This is a genomic window from Pseudomonas sp. WS 5021 (genome assembly GCF_012985535.1).
Classification (GTDB): domain Bacteria; phylum Pseudomonadota; class Gammaproteobacteria; order Pseudomonadales; family Pseudomonadaceae; genus Aquipseudomonas.
The window spans coordinates 17,555-37,606 of sequence record NZ_JAAQWP010000005.1; the positions used below are offsets into that span (position 1 = coordinate 17,555).

Consider the following 20,052-nt stretch of genomic DNA (forward strand, 5'->3'; position numbering starts at 1 on the left):
ATTCCTTGCCGCCGTGAAATTACCCACCATGGTCACTGCCCTTACGCTGTCTTCGTTCCTGTATTTCCTGGTGTTGTGCAGCACCCTGGCCTTCAGCCCCGGCCCCATGACCCTGCTGCTGCTGAGCCTGGGGCTCAAGGACGGCCTGCGCCACTCCTTGCCGGCACAGTTCGGGGCCAGTGTGTCGTACCTGATTTCGATCCTGATCTTTGCCGTGGGCTTTTCCGAGCTGATCAAGGGCTACCCGCTGATTACCCAGGGTATCCAACTGGTGGGCGTGGCTTACATTCTGTACCTGGCCTACAAACAGTGGACCAGCAGCGGCGTGCAGATCAACACCAGCGGGCAAGGGCCAGAGACGCCCCGTGGCCTGTTCGGCAAGGGCTTGCTGACCGGCCTGTCCAACCCCAAGGCGATCATTCTGTTCAGCGCGGTGTTCCCGCAGTTTGCCGCCGTGGGGCAGGACAGCGCCGCCGGCGACATCGCGATCCTCGGCCTGACCTTCCTGGTCCTGCAGTTCGCCAGCGGCTGCCTGTATTGCTACTTCGGCCAGCGCATCAAGCATGTGCTCGAGTCGCCGCGCAAGCGTGTGCTGTTGCAGAAGGTCACGGCGGTGTTGCTGCTGGCCGTGGCGATGTTACTGGCCCGTGGATTCTCCAGCTAGGCGCCTGGCGTCAAGGGTTTGGCAAGGTGATGGGCGCCTGGGATAACCCTCTGAGCGGTAGTGGCTATTTGCCGGTCCCCTGATAGACTTCCAGCATTCATCCAGGATCAGCCAGATCATGCCAGCCGCAGGAGGAAAAGGACTTCCGCTCGCCAGACGCCTGTACAAATCGCGGACCCTGGGGCTCACGCTCGGTTTCGTCTGTGTATTGGCCGGCATGTACCCGCTGGATCCGCCAGGCTGGGTCTGGGCCTGGATGCTGCTCAACGCCTTCGCCTGGCCGCACCTGGCCTACCAACTGGCACGCCGCGCCGAAAACTCCCTGCGCGCCGAACGCCGTCATCTATTGGTGGACTCGTTTTGTGGCGGCTTCTGGGTCGGTGCCATGCACTTCAACCCGCTGCCCAGCGTCACCACGCTGTCGATGATGACCATGAACAACGTCGCCATCGGTGGGCTGCGGTTCATGTTGATGGGCTGGGTGGCCCAGGCACTGGGCATCGGGGTGGCGCTGCTGCTGTTCGCCCCGGCCTATATCGCCCTGACCACGCCCGCCCAGCTTTACGCCTGCTTGCCGATCCTGATGCTCTATCCGCTGGCCCTGGGCTGGATCTGTTATCGCCAGGCCATCACGCTGGCCCGGCACAAGCGTGAACTACTGGCCCTGAGCCGCACCGACAGCCTGTCCGGCCTGCTCAACCATGGCGCCTGGAAAGACCACCTGGAAATCGAGTTCGAACGCTGCCGGGGCGGCCAGCAGGGCGCTGCGATTGCCCTGATCGATATCGACCATTTCAAGATCATCAACGACACCTACGGTCACGTCACCGGCGACATCGTGCTGCGCCAACTGAGCAAGATCCTGCGCCAGAACCTGCGCGCCACCGACCTGGCCGGGCGCTACGGCGGCGACGAATTCTGCGTGATCCTGCCGGACATGCCCCTGGGCCACGCCACCGAAGTGATGGACGCACTACGCGACCGCTTCAGCTCCCTGGGCTACGCCCAGGATCCGACCTTGCGCGCCAGCCTGAGCATTGGCCTGGCGCCGTATCAAGCGTCCCACGGTGATGCGACCAGTTGGTTGAATGATGCCGACCAGGCGTTGTATGAGGCCAAGAGTAGCGGGCGCAATCGGGTGCGTTCGGTGCAGGGCGGGTGGGTGCGGTCGGTTTGAACTGCCGGAACTGAATCCGCGCTCAGCGCGCCAGCGGCGGCCCGCCCGCACCCAGGGGTTTTTATGATGTGTGCAGGGTTGTCGTGCGCCCCAATACCAAACTGCACAGCGCCGGCAAGAACAGCAGCGTCAATAACGTCCCCACCAACACCCCGCCAATCAGCACATACGCCAGGGACGACCAGAACACCGACAAGGTCAGCGGAATAAACGCCAACGCTGCCGCCAGCGCGGTCAAGATCACCGGCCGCGCGCGGCGTACGGTGGCTTCGACGATCGCTTCGCCACTCGCCATGCCCTGTTCCTGGTTCTGGCGGATCTGGTCGGTGAAGATCAGGGTGTTGCGCATCAGGATCCCGCCAATCCCGATCAGGCCCAGGATCGCATTGAAGCCAAACGGCTGGTTGAACAGCAGCAAGGTCGGCACCGCGCCGATCAAGCCCAGCGGGGCGGTGGCGAAGACCATCAACATCACGCCGAACGAGCGCACCTGGAACATGATCACCGTGAGGGTCAGCAGGATCATGATCGGGAACAGTGCCGCCAGGGCCACGTTGGCCTTGGCGCTTTCTTCCACCGGGCCACCGATGTCCAGGCGATACCCGGCCGGTAGCCGCGCGATCAGGGGTTGCAGGTCTTTGTAGACCGCCATCTCCACGTCGGGCGGTTGCACGCCGTCGATGATGTCGGCGCGCACTTCGACGGTGCTCGCGCGGTTGCGACGCTTGAGGATCGGCTCTTCCATCACCGCCTGGAAATGCCCGACCTGGGCCAGGGGCACCGACACCCCGGCGCTGTTGGTCAGGGTCATGTTGTCGAGGTTGCCGAGGTCTTCACGCTGGCTGCCCTGGGCGCGGGCCACTACCGACACGGTGCGGTTGCCTTCGCGCACTTCAGTGATGGGGTTGCCGCTGAGCAGGGCGTTGAGCTGGGATTTCACTTCGTTGGGGGTGAAACCCAGCAGGCGCAGGCGATCCTGGTCCAGCACCAGGCGATAACCGCTGCTGCGCTCGCCCCAATCGAGGAACGCGTCCTTGGTCAGGCGGTTGGCGGCAACCACCTGGCGCACTTCCTCGGACAGGCTGCGCAACACATTCACGTCGGGGCCAGACACGCGAAACACCACCGGGAAGGGCACCGGCGGGCCGAACAGCAATTGCGTGACCCGCACCCGCGCGGCGGGGAATTCGCCGCTGGCGATACGCTCGCGCATACGCAGTTTCAAGGCGTCCCGGGCATGGGCGTCGGGGGTTTGTACGATCAGCTTGGCGAACGCCGGGTCGGGTAACTCGGGGTTCAGCGACAGGAAAAACCGTGGTGCACCGCCGCCCACATAGGTATCGACCATGCGGGTCTGCGGCTCTTGCAGCAGCGCCTTTTCCAACTGCGCCGCCACCGCCTCGGTGCTTTTGAAGGCACTGCCCGGCGGCATATACACCTCCAGAATCAGCTCGGAGCGGTCGGAGTTGGGGAAGAACTGCTTCTTCACCACGCCCAGGCCCAAGCCGCACAGTACAAAGGCCGACACCACCAGCCCGGTCACCAGCCAGCGCCGGCGCACGCAGGTTTGCACCAGGTGGCGCAGTTTCTGGTACCAGGGGCCGGCGTAAATCGCGTCGTGGCCGCCGGGTACCGGCTTGATATTGGGCAGCAGCTTGACCCCCAGGTACGGGGTAAACACCACCGCCACCAACCAGGAGGCGATCAGGGCAAAACCGACGATCCAGAAGATATTGCCGGCATACTCGCCCGCGCCCGAACGGGCAAAACCCACCGGCAGAAAGCCGATGATCGTCACCAGGGTACCGGTCAGCATTGGTGCGGCGGTGGAGCTCCAGGCGAAGGTGGCAGCATGGATGCGGTCGAAACCTTCTTCGAGTTTGACCACCATCATCTCAATGGCAATGATCGCGTCGTCCACCAGCAGGCCCAGGGAAATGATCAGCGCACCGAGGGTGATGCGGTCAAATTCGCGGCCGGTCAGCAGCATGATCACAAACACCATGGACAGGGTCAGCGGCACGGCTGCCGCCACCACCAAACCGACACGAAAGCCCAGGGCCAGCAGGCTGATGACCATCACCACGGCCAGGGCGACGAAGAATTTGAGCATGAACTCATCGACCGCCAGGCTGATGTTTTTCGCCTGGTCGGAGACTTTTGCGAAGTTGACACCCAAGGGCAGGTCCGCCTGGATTTTGCCCTCCTGGGCCTTGAGGCTCTTGTCCAGGTCCAGGCCGTTCCAGTGTTTCTCCATGATGATGCCCAGCATCAAGGCCGGGTCGCCCTGGTGCCGGATACGGTAGCTGGGCGGGTCTTCGTAGCCACGGCTGACGGTGGCGACATCGGCGATGCGCAACACTTTGCCGTCCACCGGCAGCGGCACGTTCTCGATCAGCGCCAGGCTGTCGAAGGCGCCGTCGATACGGATATAGGCGCGGGGGCCGGCGGTTTCGACAAACCCCGACGGCGCCACGGCGTTTTGCGCGGCGAGGGCGGTGAAGATCTGCTCGGGCTTGATCCCCAGGGTCGCCAGGCGCTTATAGGAAAACTCGACAAACACCCGCTGCGCCTGTTCGCCGAGAATATTGACCTTCTTCACCCCTGGCAGCCTGAGGAAGTCCTGGCGCATCGTTTCGGCCATCTGCACCTGCTGGCGATGGGGCAGGTGTTCGGCTTCCAGGGCGTACAGGGCGAAGTACACATCGGAATATTCATCGTTGAAGAATGGCCCGATCACGCCCTTGGGCAGTTTGGCGGCCTCGTCGCTGAGTTTTTTGCGGGTCTGGTAGAACAGGTCCTGGATTTCATTGGGGCGCGTGGACTCGAGGAAGGTCATGCGCATCGACACAAACCCCGGTTGGGCGATGGTTTCCACACGATCGTAGTAGTCCAGTTCCTGTAGGCGCTTTTCCAGGCGGTCGGCCACTTGTTCCTGCATCTCCTGGGCCGTGGCGCCGGGCCAGGCGGCGGTGATGGTCATGACCTTGACGGTGAACAACGGGTCTTCGGCGCGCCCCAGCTTGGCGAAGGAAAATATCCCCGCGGCGAGGATCGCCAGGATCAGGAACAACGTGACGGCGCGGTATTTGACCGCCAGGGCGGAAAGGTTGAGGCCATGCATGCTCAAGGTTCCTGGCGTCGATTGAGGGTCAGTGCCTGGGCGGGCAACAGGCGTACGCTGTCCCCTGGGTGCAGCAGGTGCGCACCGAGGGCGACGATCAGTTGGTCGGGGCTGACCCCGCCGCAAAGCAGGGCGTCTTCCTGGCCCAGGCTGGCCACCGTGACCGGGGCGAAGCTGACTTTGTCATCCGCGCCAATCAGCCACACGCCGGTTCCGTTACCCGCATCGTGCAGGGCGCCGATCGGCACGCGGGTGTGTGGCGGCTGGCCGTTGCCTTGCAGGCGCAGGGTGATGGTGGAACCGAGGGCGAAACGCTCAACCCTGCCGTGCAGCACATAGCGCGCGCGGTAGGTGCGGGTGACGGGATCGGCGCTGGCCGACAGTTCGCGCAGGGTTGCGTTGACGGCCTGGTCCGGCGCGCCGAACGGCAGGGCCAGGGCTTTTTGCGAGGCGCGGTCGCGCAGGTTTTCCGGCAGGTGGATGATCGCTTCCCGTGCGCCGTCGTGGGCCAGGCGCGCGACGATCTGCCCTTCGGCCACCACCTGCCCGCGTTCCACCCGCACATCGGTGATCACCCCGTCGCCATCGGCCCGCAGCACCGAGTAGGTGCGACGGTTTTCGATCTGGCTGGCATCCGACTGGGCGGCGGCGAGCTGCGCTTGAGCGACCTGCAGGTTAGTCGCGGCCTGGTCGAAAATCTGCCGTGATACCGCGCCGGTACTGGCCAGGCGTTGATAGCGGTTGGCGTCATCGCGGCGCTGGCGCAGTTGCGCCTGGGCGGCGTTGACGCGGTTTTTTGCCGAGCGCAGTGCCAGCTCGAAGTCGCCGATATCCAGGACCAGCAGGGTGTCGCCCCGGGACACATGCTGGCCGGGATCGACCTTGCGTTCGATCACCTTGCCGCTGACCCGAAAACCCAGGTCACTTTCGGTACGCGCCGCGACCACCCCGGTATAGGCATTCTGCTGGCTGGCGGCGGCTTCGACTTTGGCCGCCAGCACCGGGCGCGCAGGGGCGGCGTTGGCGCTGGGGTCGGCCTGGCTGTTGCAGCCGCTGAGCAGGATCAACAGCGCCAGGGGCGGGAAAAGGCGGTGAAGGGGAGGGCGTGGGCTCATTTCAGGCTCCTGGTGGCGCTGGGCGAATAAAATTACGGTCGTAATATTTGTCTGAATATTACGACCGAAATATTATTTAAGCCAGCCCTCGATCAGGTTTTGTACGAGCCGGCTTGCCGGCGATCGCGGTGTATCAGTCGATAAATCCATTGGCGGGCCTGCCGCCATCGCTGGCAAGCCAGCGCCTACAAAAGCGCATGCGGGTGCAGTTGTCACACTTTGTCCAAGTTATCCGGGCGTAGATGATTACGATTCTCTTTTGAGATAAAACCTGAAGGTCTACGCCCATGCTTCCTGCTTTTCGTTTTGCGCCGCTGGCCCTGCTGGTGGCTGGCAGTCTCAACGCTCACGCCGATGAGCCTGCGTCACTGCAACTCAATGAGGTGGTGGTGACCGCCTCGGGCTTTGCACAGAATGTCGAAGACGCGCCGGCCTCGGTCACGGTGATCGATGGCGAGGCCTTGCGCCGCAAGTCGTACCGCGACCTGGGCGATGCGGTGCGGGATGTCGAGGGCGTCACGGTGAATGGCGGGGCCAATGAAACCGACATCTCGATCCGTGGCATGCCCGCCGACTACACGCTGATCATGGTCGACGGCAAACGCCAGAGCGCCCGGGAGTCGCGGGTCAATGGCAACAGTGGCTACGAGCAGAGCTTTGTGCCGCCGGCGGCCGCCATCGAGCGCATCGAAGTGGTGCGCGGGCCGATGTCGTCGCTGTACGGTTCCGATGCCATCGGCGGGGTGATCAACGTGATCACGCGCAAGGTGTCGCCGCAGTGGGGCGGCTCCGTTGGCTATGACTACTCGGCCCGCCAGCACAGCGACCAGGGCAATGCGCGCCAGACCCAGTTCTACCTCAGCGGCCCGCTCAAGGAAGACCTGCTCGGCTTGCAGGTGTGGGGCCGTTACCTCGACCGCCAGGCCGATGACGATATTGAGCAGACCAATGGCTTCAGTAAAGCCGATCACCGCGACCTCACCGCGCGCCTGGCCTTCACCCCGGGCATCGACCACGACATTCTTCTTGAAGCCGGCGCCACGCGCCTGAAAAACGGCGATGGGATCAGCGCCAACTGGGCCACCCGCGAGCAGGAAAACAACCGCGATCACTGGTCGCTGTCGCACCAGGGCCGCTGGGGCTGGGCCACCTCGGACATTGCCTTTGCCCAGGAAACTTCCACCCGCGAAGGCCGCGCCACGCCGGCCCAAACCGATATTTTCGGACGCAAGCCCGAGGTCAAGAACAGTGTGTTCGACGCCAAGTTGGTGGTGCCCACGGCCCATAACGTCAGCACCGTGGGCATGCAGTGGAACGAAAGCCAGCTGACCGACTGGAACCAGGGCCTGGGCGACCGTGTGGACTACGAGTTCTCGGTGGTGCAAAAAGCCCTGTTTGCCGAGAACGAATGGTCGGTCACCGATAGCTTCGCCCTGACCACCGGCCTGCGCCTGGATCATCACGAAGAATACGGTGCCCATGTCAGCCCACGGCTGTATGGGGTGTGGCGCGCCAGCGAGCAGTGGACGTTCAAGGGCGGCATCGCCCGTGGCTTCAAGGCCCCGGAGATCCGCGCGGTGGTGGCGGACTACGCCTACCTGCGGCGCAACCGTTTCGTGATGTTCGGCAACCCCGACCTCAAGCCGGAAACCAGCACCAACTACGAAATCTCGGCGCTGTGGAGCAACCGTGACGATCTGTCGGCGGGCGCGACCCTGTTCTACAACGACTTCCAGGACAAACTGTCCACCGTCACCACCGACCAGCGCTGGAACGGCTACACCATCATGGAGCGGGTCAACGTCGACAAGGCGATCATCCAGGGCGTGGAGCTCAACGGCCAATGGGATATCAACCCCAGCGTGCTGCTCAAGGCCAACTACACCTACACCGATTCCGAACAGAAAACCGGTGCCAACGCTGGCGCGCCCCTGGCCTTGACCCCCAAGCAAAAGGCCAATGTGCGTAGCGAATGGAGTATCAACGACCGCGCCCAGGCCTGGGCTTCGTTGAGCTATTACGGTGAGGAAACCGGTAACACCATCACCAGCGAAAAACCGGCGCCGGGCTACACCACCGCCGACCTGGGCGGCTCCTTTGATGCGACCGAATCCCTGACCCTCAATGCCTCCCTCAACAACCTGGCCAACAAGCGCCTGGACGACGAGACCTACGGCACCGTGAACTACGGGCGCACCTTGTGGATGGGGGCCACGCTCAACTTCTAAGGCGCTGCAGGCAACCGCACCACCGCGCAGAGACCTGCCGGTGGGCGGTTCTCCAGGAGCAGTTCGCCGCCATGGGCCTGGATGCACGACCGTGCAATCGCCAGGCCCAACCCCAGGCCACCGCCGCTGGCGCCCAGCTGTACGAAGGGTTCGAACACCTTGTTCAGCCAGTCCTGGGGCAGGCCGGCGCCATGGTCGAGAATCTCCACGCACAGCACCCCCGTGTCCTCGCGCTTGAGGCTGATACAGGCATCGCCGCCATGTTTGACCGCGTTATCGATCAGGTTGGCCAGGGCGCGCTTGAGCGCCAGCGGCCGGCAATCGAGCAGCAGCGGCGGGGCGCCCAGCCAGGTCACTGGTTGTTGCAGGCGCCGGTAACGCTTGGCCAGGTCATCCAGTAATGCACTCAACGAGGTTCGGCGGGTGGCTTCCTGCACGGCGTCGTCGCGCACGAAGTTCAGGGTTTCGCGCACCATGGCGCTCAGCTCGCCGAGGCTGTCGAGCATGTCGTCCCGCTCAGGGCCTGGCTCCAGCAACTCAACCTGCAAGCGCAGTTCGGTGAGCGGGGTGTTGAGGTCGTGACTGATCGCCGCCAACATCCGCGTGCGCCCTTCGACATGCCGCGCCAGGTTGGCCTGCATGGTGTTGAAGGCGGTGGTCAAGTCACGGGCTTCCTGGGGGCCGCTCAAGGGCAGCGGTGCGATCCATTCGCCCCGGCTGACCCGTTCGGTGGCCTGGGCCAGGGTTTTCACCGGGCGCACCACTCGCGCGATGAAAAACATCACGATCAGCAGCACCGGCACCGTGGTCACCGGCAGGCTGTAGGCCAATACGCGGCCCCATTCATACGCCCCGGCGGGATGCTGCAGCGCATTCAGGTACTGGCCGTTCGGCAGGGCGATGCTGCTGCGCAACCGCAAGGGCGCCCAGCCGGCGGGGCTGAACACATGGGTGCGCGCGTTGGCGCCGCTGATGCGTTCCAACTGCATGCCGATGGGCACGTCTGGCGGCAGTTGCAGGTGTTGGCGCAGTTCGTTGGCCAGGCGCCGTTCTTCGGGGCGCAGTTCAAACGGCTCGACTTCGGCCCGGGGGGCGATCCAGAAACGTGCGTTCTCGGTGTTCATCGCGGCCAACAGGTGCGCCGGCTCTTCGCCGCCCAGGCCGGCGGCATGGTGTGCGATCACCAGGCGTTCCAGGCTGAAACTGCGCGACAGCGGGTGGATCAGGCTGCCGGTGCGTTGCAGGAACAGCATGGCGATGGCGTTGGAGGCCAGCAGCGCCAGCAGCAACAACAGGCTCAGTTGCTGCACCAGGGTGCGCGGCCATAGGCGGCGCCAGCGGTTCAAGCGGCGCACGGGGTGACGTCGGCCGCCAGCAGGTAGCCGCCGCCCCAGATGGTGCGCAACAGGTCCGCCGCCGCGCCGTCGTGGGCCAGTTTGCGGCGCAGGCGGCTGACCTGGCGGTCGATGGTTCGGTCACTGACATCACTGTCGGCGGCGGCGGTCAGGTCGATCAGGCGCTCGCGGGGCAACAGGGTGTTGGGATGATCGAGGAACACTTGCAGCAGCCGGCTTTCGGCGGTGCTCAGTTGGATCGGCGGGCAGCCTGCGCGGGTCAGCAGTGCGCTGATGGCGCTGAAGTGCCAGCCGGCGAAGCCGTAGCTGCGGCTGGCCGGCGCCATGGGGGCCTGGCTGCGGCCCTGGCGGCGCAGCACGCTGTGGATGCGCGCCACCAGCTCACGGGGTTCGAAGGGCTTGGTGATGTAGTCGTCGGCGCCCAGGTCCAGGCCGCGAATGCGGTCGGCGGCGGCATCGCGGGCGGTCAACAGGATCACCGGGGTGTTGCTGCGCCGATGCAGTTGGTTGCACAGCTCAAAACCGTCGCCATCGGGTAGCAGCACATCCAGCACGATCACATCGAAGGCCTGGGTCTTGAGCAGTTGCCACATGCCCGCTGCATCTTCAGCGGTGCGCACCTCGAAGGTGTGGCGACGCAAATAGATGGCCAGCGGCTCGCGGATCTTGCGGTGGTCGTCCACCACCAGGACGCGCGGCGCTACTGGCGCAGGGGCAAATGGCATGGCGGCCCTCGGGGGATTTGAGCGGGAGAGCGGGAATATTACTACGAGTCATTATCATTCACGTATTTTATGACACGCCGCCATCAAGTCGTCCCATGTGTGGAACGATGCGAGCCAAATCCGCTGTCTACCACCTTATTGGTATTGGATTTAAGGTGTATGCACATTGGAGGATTCTCATGAAAAACATCATCGGTATCTACACCAGCCCACGCAGCCACTGGGTAGGCGACGGTTTCCCGGTTCGCACGCTGTTTTCCTACGACACCATGGGCAAGCACATCAGCCCGTTCCTGCTGCTGGACCACGCCGGCCCGGCGGATTTCACCCCCACCGCCCAGCGGCGTGGCGTAGGCCAGCATCCCCATCGCGGCTTTGAAACCGTGACCATCGTCTACGAAGGCGAAGTCGAGCACCGTGATTCCACCGGCGCCGGCGGTACCATCGGCCCGGGCGATGTGCAGTGGATGACTGCGGCCAAAGGGATCCTGCACGAGGAGTTCCATTCCCAAGCCTTCGCCAAACGGGGCGGGGCCCTGGAAATGGTGCAACTGTGGGTCAACCTGCCGGCCAAGGACAAAATGAGCGAGGCCGGCTACCAGACCATCGTCGACGGCGATATCCCGTCGTTGCCCCTGGCCAATGGCGCCGGCAGCCTGCGCCTGATCGCCGGTGAGTTCGCGGGTCGCACAGGGCCGGCGCGCACCTTCACGCCGATGGACGTGTGGGACCTGCGCCTCAACGGCGGCAAGGCCGTGACCCTGGACCTGCACGCCGGGCGCAATACCGCGCTGGTGGTGCTCAAAGGCACCGTGCAAGTCAACGGTCAGGAACTGGCACGCGAAGGGCAATTGGTGCTGTTCGAGCGTGATGGCGCGCAGATCAGCCTGGAGTCCAACGCCGACGCCATGGTGCTGCTGCTTAGTGGTGAACCCATCGACGAGCCCATCGTCGGTCACGGCCCGTTCGTGATGAACACCGAGCAAGAGATTCACCAGGCCTTCGCCGACTTCCAGTCTGGCCAGTTCGGCCAAATGCACGGCGCCTCCCACTGATTGGGGGTGCCCTATACCCGCCAACGCCATTTCATGCGATCTTCAGGGCATTCGCCCTGGAGTCGCCTGGATGCTGTCTTTCATCTCCGCTCACCCGATGCTGTGCGCCCTGGCGCTGATCCTTATCGATATCGTCGTCTGGCGTCTGTTTTCAGCCAGTTCCGGCAACTGGAAACTGATCGCGCGCCTGGGCATCTTCGCCGTGTTCAGTGCCGTGCTGTTCAACGACGGCATGAACCCCATGCAACTGGCGCCCTATGCCGACAACACCCCACTGCACCTGGCCGCCACGGCCTTGCAGATCGGCTGGTGGTTGTTCGCCGCGCGCACCCTGACGGTGTTGCTCGGGGCCTTGATGATGCAGCGGGTCGGCCACACCGGGCGCTTGCTGCAAGACCTGATGGGCGCGGTGATTTTCCTGATCGCGATCATCGCGGCCATGGCCTACGTGCTCGACCTGCCGGTCAAGGGCGTGCTTGCCACCTCCGGCGCGGTGGCGATCATCGTCGGCCTGGCGTTGCAAAGTACTTTGAGCGACGTGTTCTCCGGGATTGTGCTCAACACCACCAAGCCCTACCAACTGGATGACTGGATCTCCATCGACGGCACCGAAGGCCGGGTGACGGATATCGACTGGCGCGCCACGCGCCTGCAAACCTCCCAGGGCAGCATGGCGGTGATCCCCAACTCGCTGGCGGCCAAGGCCAAGATCATCAATTTCTCGCGCCCGGCCGACATGTTCGGCCTGGCGGTGAGCCTGCAAGTCAGCCCTCACGCGCGCCCGCAAACGGTATTGGAAGCCCTGGAACGGGCCATGCAAGGTTGCCGGCAATTGCTGGCCAAGCCGGCGCCGAGTGTGGCGTTCAAGACCTCCACCGGGGGTGGCGTGGAATATGAAATCAGCGGCTTCGTGCCGGCCATGGCCCTCAAGCGCGAGGTGCGCAACCAGCTTTATGACCTGGCCTACCGGCATTTGCAGGCGGCCGGCGTAAGCCTGCTGTCCAGCGCCGAAAGCCCGACCACGCCGGCCACCACGCCCGCACGTGCACTGCTGGAAAGCTCGAATATCTTCTCGACCCTGCGCCAGGAAGAGAAGGAAACCTTCAGCCAGAACATGACCCTGCACACCTTCCGCGCCGGCGAGATGATCCTGCCGACCGGGGAGGTCAGCGATCACCTGTTTATTATTGAGTCCGGGGTGGTTTCGGTGATGCTGGTCAAGGCCGGGCACAAATTCGAAGCCGGGCGCATGGGGCCGGGCGAGGTGATTGGCGAAGCGGGGATTCTGGGGGAGCAAAGCGTGCCCGCGGACTTTGTGGCCAAGACCTACTGCACCCTCTATCGCATCGAAAAGGAATACCTCAAGCCGTGCCTGGACGCGCGCCACGACATCAGCGAGGCCATGCAGAACCTCCTGGATTTCCGCCTGCACGCCGCCCAGCACCTGACCCAGGACGCACCCATCGTGCCGGTGAAAAAGGGCTTCTTGCATTGGCTGCGCAGCCGGGCCTGAAGCGCCTGGCATTGGCTACCTGTTCTTCGTCAGGATTGGCTATTTGTGCGAGGCAGTGGGGTGATTAAGCTGGGCGCCAATTCCCACTGTCCAGGAGTCACACAATGCACGCCCGCACCGATTTCTACACCGCGTCCCCTGACGCCATGAAAGCCATGCTCGCCCTGGAAGCCGCCGTCGGCAAACTGTCCATTGAACTGCCGCTGCTCGAACTGGTACGCCTGCGCGTCTCCCAGATCAACGGCTGCGCCTTCTGCCTGGACATGCACACCGCCGATGCACGCAAGGGCGGCGAGACCGAACGGCGCCTGTGCACCCTCTCGGCCTGGCGCGAAACGCCGTTCTTCACCCCGCGCGAGCGTGCCGCCCTGGCCTGGGCCGAAAGCTTGACGCTGATCAGCCAGACCCACGCGGCGGATGAAGATTATGCGTTGCTCAATGCCGAGTTCAGCGCCGCCGAGCAGGTTGACCTGAGCGTGGCCATCGCCACCATCAACAGCTGGAATCGCCTGGCGGTGGGCTTTCGCAAGATGCCCAAGTAACGACATTCAAGGGTAGGCGTTGGCCAATGTAGGAGCTGGCTTGTGTGGGAGCTGGCTTGCCTGCGATGCAGGCGCCTAGGTCTTACAGATGCACCGAGGTGATGCCATCGCTGGCAAGCCAGCTCCTACATAAGCCAGGTTTCCCATAAGCCAGGTTTCACATTGGGTCGGGGGTTAGAAGTTGATGGAAGCACTCAGGCGCGCCGTCAATGGCGCACCCTGAAACAGGTAGTCATCGCCCATGTATTCGCCCGCATCACGCCAGTAGCGCTTGTCGAACAGGTTGTCGATGCTCAGGCGCAACACCGTTTCATAGCCATCGACTTTGGTGGTGTAGCGGCTGCCGACGTTGACCAGCGCATAATCCCCCACTTCCACATTGCCGGTGCGGTTGGCGTTCTTGCTGGCGCTGTATTGCACGCCGCCGAGCACTGCCAGGCCGTTGACCCAGGGCAGGGCGTAGTCGGCGTACACACTGGCGCGCAGCTTGGGCACGTTGATTGTCTGGTGATCTTCGTACTGCGGGGTGCCGCTACCGTTCACCCGTGCGCGAATCGCCGCCACGCTGGTGGCGATCTGCAGACGCTCGGTGGCCCAGCCGTTGGCGGACAGTTCCAGCCCGGTGTTTTTCTGCTGGCCCTGCTGCACGTAGGTGAATTCGCCGGCGCTGTCTGGCTTGGCGTACTGGTAGGCCTGGCGCGTCTGGAACACTGCGGCGGCGAAGCTGATGCGGCGCCAGTCGTATTTCACCCCGGCTTCGATCTGCCGCGAGACGGTCGGGGCGAGGATTTCCCCATCGTTGTTCGCATACCACGGTGCCTCACCGCCCAGTGACAGGCCCTTGCTGTAGCTGGTGTACAACGAGATGTTTTCCACTGGCTTGTAGATCAGCGCAGCGTTGGGCAGGAACTCGTACTGCTGGGTGTGACGCTCCTGCACGCCATTTTGATCGAAAGATTTTTCATCCAGGCGCACTTCGCGGCCACCGAGCACGGTTTGCCATTGCTCGTTGAAGCTGATGCGGTCGGTGACGAACAGCCCGTACTGGCGGCTGTCGAGGCGCCGGTGGCTGTCGTTCAGGGGCTTGTCGGTGGGCGGGAAGGTTTCCGGGTCCTGATCGATATTGCCGCTGCCGACGTATTCATTGACTGACTTGCGCTTGTCGATCACCCGGCGAAAAGCGCTGGTGCCGAAGGTCAGTTCATGGCTCAGGCCGGCCGTGCTGAACAGGCCGGTCATGGCCGCCTGGACTTCATCATTGCGCCGGGTGTCGTCGGGGCTGCGGTAGTCATAAATGTCGTAGTCACCCTCGGGGCTGAACGTGTTCGCGTTGCACGTGCCCACGTAGTAGCAACCCCAGGCAAACGAACTGTAGTCATCAATCACCACCTTGCTGCGGGCGGCGCTGACGCTGCCTTTCCACTGGTCACTGAAGCGGTACTCGAACTTGCCGTTGAGGTTCAGCGACTCGATGCCTACCTGCTTGGCGCCGCTCTGGTGGCCGAGCAGTTTTTTCGGTGAGGCGTCGTGGGGCACTTCGGTGCCGCCGAGCAGTTGGTAACCGGGAACCGAGCGCTGTTGCTTGTCCTGGTATTCGGCATCCAGTTGCAGCACGGCGTCGGGGCTGATGTTCCAGTCGAAGGCCAGGGATACAAAGTCCCGCTGGCCATTGGCGTGCTCGACATAGGAATTGAGGTCTTCATGAGCGACGTTGGCGCGCAAGCCAAATTGCTGCTCGCTGCCAAACCAGCCGCCGACATCGGTGGCGATATAGCCGCTGCCGCGATCATCGGTGGACACCGTGACCGAGCGCACGTCTTCCGGGCGCTTGGTCACGTAGTTGATCACGCCGCTGGGCTCGGAAATCCCACTTTGCAGGCCCGCCAGGCCCTTGAGCAACTCCACCCGCTGCTTGTTTTCCAGGGCCACGTTCTGCTCGCCGGTGATGGTGCGGCCGTTGATCTTGTAGCTGCTGGCGGCATTCAGGGAAAAGCCCCGGACCACGAAATTTTCGTAGTAGCCAATCGGTGCGTAGCTTTCGCCCACCGAGGCGTCGTTGCGCAGCACTTCGCTGAGCAGGCGTGCCTGCTGGTCCTTGATCAGCGCGGCATTGATCACGGTGATCGAGGCCGGGGTGTCGAGCAGCGGCGCCTCATCGAAGCCGCCGACCGACGCGCTTTGCGCACGATAACCGGACTCATCCTGGCCCTGGATGTTCAACGCCGGCAGTTCCAGCTCAGCCGCCAGGCTGTTGCCAATGCCGCCGCTGAGCAGCAGGCCGAGGGCCAAATGTGAGGTGACGACGGGGCGAAAACGCAAAAACATGGGGGCAAGGCCTTAAAGCGCGGGGCGGGGGCGCATAAGCTAGGCATAAGTGCGCGTCTTTACAAGTACTCGCCTTGGCGTGGGGCTTGAGACGTTGCGTCTCAAGCCCCACGCCAATCCCTCCGGGCCTCGACAGCGTGACCCCGCACCTGCGATAGACAAGGCTTCGCTTATCGTTGCAGGAGATCATCATGGGTATCGCTGGAAAAGTTGCACTGGTGACCGGTGCCGGGCAAGGCATTGGCCGGGCCATCGCCCTGCGCCTGGCGCGGGACGGGGCGGATATTGCCCTGGTCGACATCAATGGCGCCAAGCTCGAAGCCGTGGCGGCCGAGGTGGTGGCACTTGGGCGCAAGGCCTCGGTGTTCATCGCCGACGTGTCCAAGCGTGAACAGGTGGTCGCGGCGGTCGAGCATGCGCACCAGACCCTGGGTGGCTTTGACATCATCGTCAACAACGCCGGGGTGGCGCAGATCGATTCGCTGCTGGACGTGACCCCGGAGCAGGTCGAACGCACCCTGGGCATCAACGTGCAGGGCGTGTTGTGGGGCATCCAGGCTGCCGGCAATAAGTTCAAGGCGCTCAAGCAGAAGGGCAAGATCATCAATGCCTGCTCGATTGCCGGGCATGAAGGCTTTGCCCTGCTGGGCGTGTACTCGGCGACCAAGTTTGCCGTGCGCGCCCTGACCCAGGCGGCGGCCAAGGAACTGGCAAGCGCGGGGGTGACGGTGAATGCCTATTGCCCGGGCGTGGTGGGCACCGATATGTGGGTCGAGATCGACAAGCGCATGGCCGAGATTACCGGCGCGCCAGTGGGGGCGACGTACAAGAAGTACGTGGATGGGATTGCCCTGGGCCGTGCAGAAACGCCGGAGGATGTGGCGGGGCTGGTGGCTTACCTGGCCGGCCCGGATTCGGACTACATGACCGGGCAGGCGCCGTTGATCGACGGTGGCCTCGTGTACCGCTAACCCCCAGACTCGACTCGGTAAAAAATCTGGGAGCGGGCTTGGATCTTCGTATATTGAGCACCGTGTGCATCCTGCGGTGGCAGTGAAATGCAATCCTCCAATCCCTGAGGATCAATGTAGGAGCTGTCGAGCCTTGGCGAGGCTGCGATAGCGGCGGCATTGCTGGGGTTGATGTTGGCTGACCCACCGCTATCGCTGGCAAGCCAGCTCCTACATTGGATCTTCAGTACATTGAGTGCCGTATGCATCCTGCGGTGGCAGTGAAATGCAATCTTCCAACCCCTGAGGATCAATGTAGGAGCTGTCGAGCCTTGGCGAGGCGGCGATGGCGGCGGCATTGCTGGGATTGATGTTGGCTGACCCGACGCTATCGCTGGCAAGCCAGCTCCTACATTGGATCGTCGTACATTGAGTACCGTATGCATCCTGCGGTGGCAGTGAAATGCAATCCTCCAAACCCTGAGGATCAATGTAGGAGCTGTCGAGCCTTGGCGAGGCTGCGATGGCGGCGGCATTGCTGGGATTGATGTTGGCTGACCCGCCACTATCGCTGGCAAGCCAGCTCCTACATTGGATCGTCGTACATTGAGTACCGTATGCATCCTGCGGTGGCAGTGAAATGCAATCTTCCAAACCCTGAGGATCAAGGTGGGAGCTGTCGAGCCTTGGCGAGGCTGCGATGGCGGCGGTATTGCTGGGGTTGATGTTGGCTGACCCACCGCTATCGCTGGCAAGCCAGCTCCTACATTGGATCGTCGTACATTGAGTACCGTCTGCATCCTGCAGTGACAGCTGAAATGCAATCTTCCAATCCCTGAAGATCAATGTAGGAGCTGTCGAGCCCCGGCGAGGCTGCGATGGCGGCGGTATTGCTGGGGTTGATGTTGGCTGACCCACCGCTATCGCTGGCAAGCCAGCTCCTACATTGGATCGTCGTACATTGAGTACCGTATGCATCCTGCGGTGGCAGTGAAATGCAATCTTCCAACCCCTGAGGATCAATGTAGGAGCTGTCGAGCCCCAGCGAGGCTGCGATGGCGGCGGCATTGCTGGGATTGATGCTGGTTGACCCGCCGCTATCGCTGGCAAGCCACATTTGGATTGCATTGTGTCAGGGGTGTTTACCGGGCATATCAATGCCCAGCTGCTTGACCCGGCGATACAGGGTCGCGCGGGAAATTCCCAGCGCCTGCGCCGCCGGCAATGGCTTCCAGCGATGGCGTACCAGGGCATCCAGCACCACTTGCCGCTCCGGGCTCATACTTTGCTCAAGCTCGAGCTCCAGCCGCTCACCACGCACCTCCACCGGCAAGTCCGCCAGTTGGATTGTGCCGCCTTCACACACCGCACAGGCATACGCCAGCACATGGCGCAGTTGCCGCATATTGCCCGGCCAGGCATAGCCCAGCAGCAACTCCAACGCAGCCTGGCCGATGCCGACCGTGACCCCGCTGCTGCGGGCCTCCTGTTCCAGCAGCCGGTTGATCAACGCCAGTTTGTCGGTGCGCTCGCGCAGGGGCGGCAGGGTGACGCGGGCGCAGCCCAGGCGAAAGTACAGGTCTTCACGGAAACGCCCGTCACTGACCAGGGTCGCCAGGTCGCGGTGGCTGGCGCAGATCACCTGGATATCCACCGCGCGGGTTTTTGCCGCGCCCAGCGGGGCCACTTCACCTTCGGCCATCACCCGTAGCAAGCGTGTTTGCAGGGCCAGGGGCATATCGCCGATTTCATCGAGAAACAGCGTGCCGCCGTGGGCCTGCTGCAACAGTCCGGTCATGCCCTTGCTGGACGCCCCGGTAAACGCGCCGGCGACATAGCCGAACAACTCGCTTTCGATCAGGTTCTCCGGGATCGCCGCACAGTTCACCGCCACGAATGGCCCGTCGCGGCGCGCGCTGCGGGCGTGCAGTTGGCGGGCGAAGACTTCCTTGCCGGCCCCGGTCTCACCCTGCACCAGCACCGGCAGGTTGCGATCCTTGACCCGCACGGCCAGGCGCAGGTGTTCTTCCACGCGTGGGTCGACCTGGGAGCTCGGCAGCGCCCGCGCCGGTTGGCGTCGCGGGGTGTTGACGCGCACTTGCAGCACCCCAGGTTCTCCCAGCCACTGCAGTTGCTGGACCGACTGATCGGTCACTGCGCGCAGGGCATCGAGGTCGAACACCTCGCCGATATGCACCGGTACCTGGCCAAAACGCCGGCGCAGTGCCTGGCGGGCCTTGCTGTTCAAGGCTTGCAGGCGCCCGTCGTGGTCCCAGGCCAGCAGCAGGTCGGGTTGGCTGTCGACATAACCTGGTGTGCTGTGGGCCTGAAGCACCCAGTGCTTGGCGGCGCTGTGCATGAAGAAGGCGTTTTCGATGGCCTGGGCGCTCTGCGCCACCATCTGCCGCACCAGGTGCTGGCTGCGACGGTCATCCGGGGATTGCAGCGCCGAGGCATCCATCACCCCCAGCAGGTTGCCCTGGGGGTCGAAGATCGGCGCGGCGGAGCAGGTCAGGTTGATAAAGGCGGCGCGGAAGTGGTCGCGTTTGTGCACCGTCACCGCTGCCTTGCTGGTCAGCACCGTGGCCACGCCGCAGGTGCCTTCTTCGGCTTCCGACCAGCAGGTGCCCAGGTACAGGCCGGCCTTGCGGCAGTCGCTGCGGATGGCCGCGTCTACGCGGTGGTCGATGGTCTGGCCCTGGGCGTCGGTGAGCATCACGCAGTAGTCGGCGTGGCGCACGCGGTGGTGCAGTTGGCTGACTTGCTCGCTGGCAATGCGCATGAACAGTTCGGCGCGCTCGCGGCATTCCTTGAGCAGCGGCTCGCTGAGGATCCGCGGGCCCTGCAGGGAACCGGGGTCCAGGTGGTGTTGTTCCATGGAGCGGCGCCATGAATCGAAAATCAGCGACGGCACCGGTGCCTGGGGCAGGCGGTCGGCATTGCGGACCACGCGACTGACGCAGTCGACGTGCTCTCTGGAGTTCGCGGCGAGCATAAGGCCTCCGGTTCTCGATCTTTGTTGTTATGCCCGCCATTAAGCGCCCGCGGGCGCAGGGGGACAAGGGCGGCCTGACCAACTGCCCGCCTTGAGACGCAACGTCTCATCCTGCCTGAGACGCAGCCTGCACGCTGCAATGCGCCGTCTCATTGTGCGGTGGCATGCCGCACCGGCACAACCGCACGGTACTGCTCTGGATCAAGGCTTTGCCAGGTTTTGCCGGGCCTTGGCACAGGCTGTGCTGAACAGGTTGCAACTGGCCGCAGCCAGCCTTTTGTGTG

The 20,052-nt window shown here is 63.5% G+C and carries 13 protein-coding genes; 7 read left to right on the forward strand and 6 right to left on the reverse strand.

What is annotated here, in order from left to right; genetic code table 11:
• Positions 1-28 precede the first annotated feature (28 nt).
• Together HBO19_RS16565 and HBO19_RS16570 are read left to right on the forward strand one after the other, a co-directional pair.
• Complete coding sequence (locus tag HBO19_RS16565) at positions 29-664, forward strand: LysE family translocator (RefSeq protein WP_169957171.1); 636 nt, start codon at positions 29-31, stop codon at positions 662-664.
• Between the two features lie 118 nt (positions 665-782).
• On the forward strand, positions 783-1,841 hold the full coding sequence (locus HBO19_RS16570) for a diguanylate cyclase (protein ID WP_169957172.1): 1,059 nt from the start codon (positions 783-785) through the stop codon (positions 1,839-1,841).
• Between the two features lie 61 nt (positions 1,842-1,902).
• Here HBO19_RS16570 and HBO19_RS16575 read toward each other — a convergent pair whose 3' ends face one another.
• The gene (locus tag HBO19_RS16575; RefSeq protein ID WP_170057884.1) at positions 1,903-4,965 is read right to left on the reverse strand and encodes an efflux RND transporter permease subunit; all 3,063 of its coding nucleotides are present in this window, start codon (positions 4,963-4,965) and stop codon (positions 1,903-1,905) included.
• Between the two features lie 2 nt (positions 4,966-4,967).
• A complete protein-coding gene (locus tag HBO19_RS16580) occupies positions 4,968-6,080 on the reverse strand; it encodes an efflux RND transporter periplasmic adaptor subunit (RefSeq protein ID WP_170043531.1) in 1,113 nt (370 codons plus the stop codon).
• Positions 6,081-6,367: 287 nt separating this feature from the next.
• On the opposite strand from HBO19_RS16580, the gene HBO19_RS16585 reads away from it, so the two are divergent.
• On the forward strand, positions 6,368-8,308 hold the full coding sequence (locus HBO19_RS16585) for a TonB-dependent receptor (RefSeq protein WP_170057885.1): 1,941 nt from the start codon (positions 6,368-6,370) through the stop codon (positions 8,306-8,308).
• Here the strand turns inward: HBO19_RS16585 and HBO19_RS16590 are convergent.
• Complete coding sequence (locus HBO19_RS16590) at positions 8,305-9,621, reverse strand: ATP-binding protein (RefSeq protein ID WP_170058080.1); 1,317 nt, start codon at positions 9,619-9,621, stop codon at positions 8,305-8,307. The two genes, HBO19_RS16585 and HBO19_RS16590, sit on opposite strands and share 4 nt — an antisense overlap.
• A gap of 29 nt (positions 9,622-9,650) precedes the next feature.
• Positions 9,651-10,388, reverse strand: coding sequence for a response regulator transcription factor (locus tag HBO19_RS16595; protein WP_170043533.1), 738 nt, complete (start codon positions 10,386-10,388; stop codon positions 9,651-9,653).
• Between the two features lie 179 nt (positions 10,389-10,567).
• On the opposite strand from HBO19_RS16595, the gene HBO19_RS16600 reads away from it, so the two are divergent.
• The 3 genes from HBO19_RS16600 to HBO19_RS16610 all read left to right on the forward strand — a co-directional run bounded on the left by HBO19_RS16600 (position 10,568) and on the right by HBO19_RS16610 (position 13,498).
• Positions 10,568-11,443, forward strand: a complete 876-nt coding sequence (locus tag HBO19_RS16600; RefSeq protein ID WP_170057886.1) for a pirin family protein — start codon at positions 10,568-10,570, stop codon at positions 11,441-11,443.
• A gap of 70 nt (positions 11,444-11,513) precedes the next feature.
• Complete coding sequence (locus HBO19_RS16605; RefSeq protein ID WP_170057887.1) at positions 11,514-12,956, forward strand: mechanosensitive ion channel family protein; 1,443 nt, start codon at positions 11,514-11,516, stop codon at positions 12,954-12,956.
• Positions 12,957-13,060: 104 nt separating this feature from the next.
• Positions 13,061-13,498 (forward strand): carboxymuconolactone decarboxylase family protein, encoded by a 438-nt coding sequence (locus tag HBO19_RS16610; protein ID WP_169957183.1) that lies wholly within the window; start codon positions 13,061-13,063, stop codon positions 13,496-13,498.
• A 174-nt stretch (positions 13,499-13,672) separates the two neighbouring features.
• On the opposite strand, the gene HBO19_RS16615 is transcribed toward HBO19_RS16610, so the two are convergent.
• Entirely contained in the window at positions 13,673-15,823 is a 2,151-nt protein-coding gene (locus HBO19_RS16615; RefSeq protein ID WP_170057888.1) for a TonB-dependent siderophore receptor, read from the reverse strand.
• A 191-nt stretch (positions 15,824-16,014) separates the two neighbouring features.
• Between HBO19_RS16615 and HBO19_RS16620 the strand changes: the two genes are divergently transcribed.
• Positions 16,015-16,794, forward strand: a complete 780-nt coding sequence (locus HBO19_RS16620) for an acetoin reductase (RefSeq protein WP_169957189.1) — start codon at positions 16,015-16,017, stop codon at positions 16,792-16,794.
• A gap of 1,111 nt (positions 16,795-17,905) precedes the next feature.
• Here the strand turns inward: HBO19_RS16620 and HBO19_RS16625 are convergent.
• Positions 17,906-19,768 carry a sigma-54-dependent Fis family transcriptional regulator gene (locus tag HBO19_RS16625; RefSeq protein WP_170057889.1) on the reverse strand — a complete coding sequence of 621 codons (1,863 nt, stop codon included), beginning with the start codon at positions 19,766-19,768 and terminating at the stop codon, positions 17,906-17,908.
• Between the last annotated feature and the right edge of the window lie 284 nt (positions 19,769-20,052).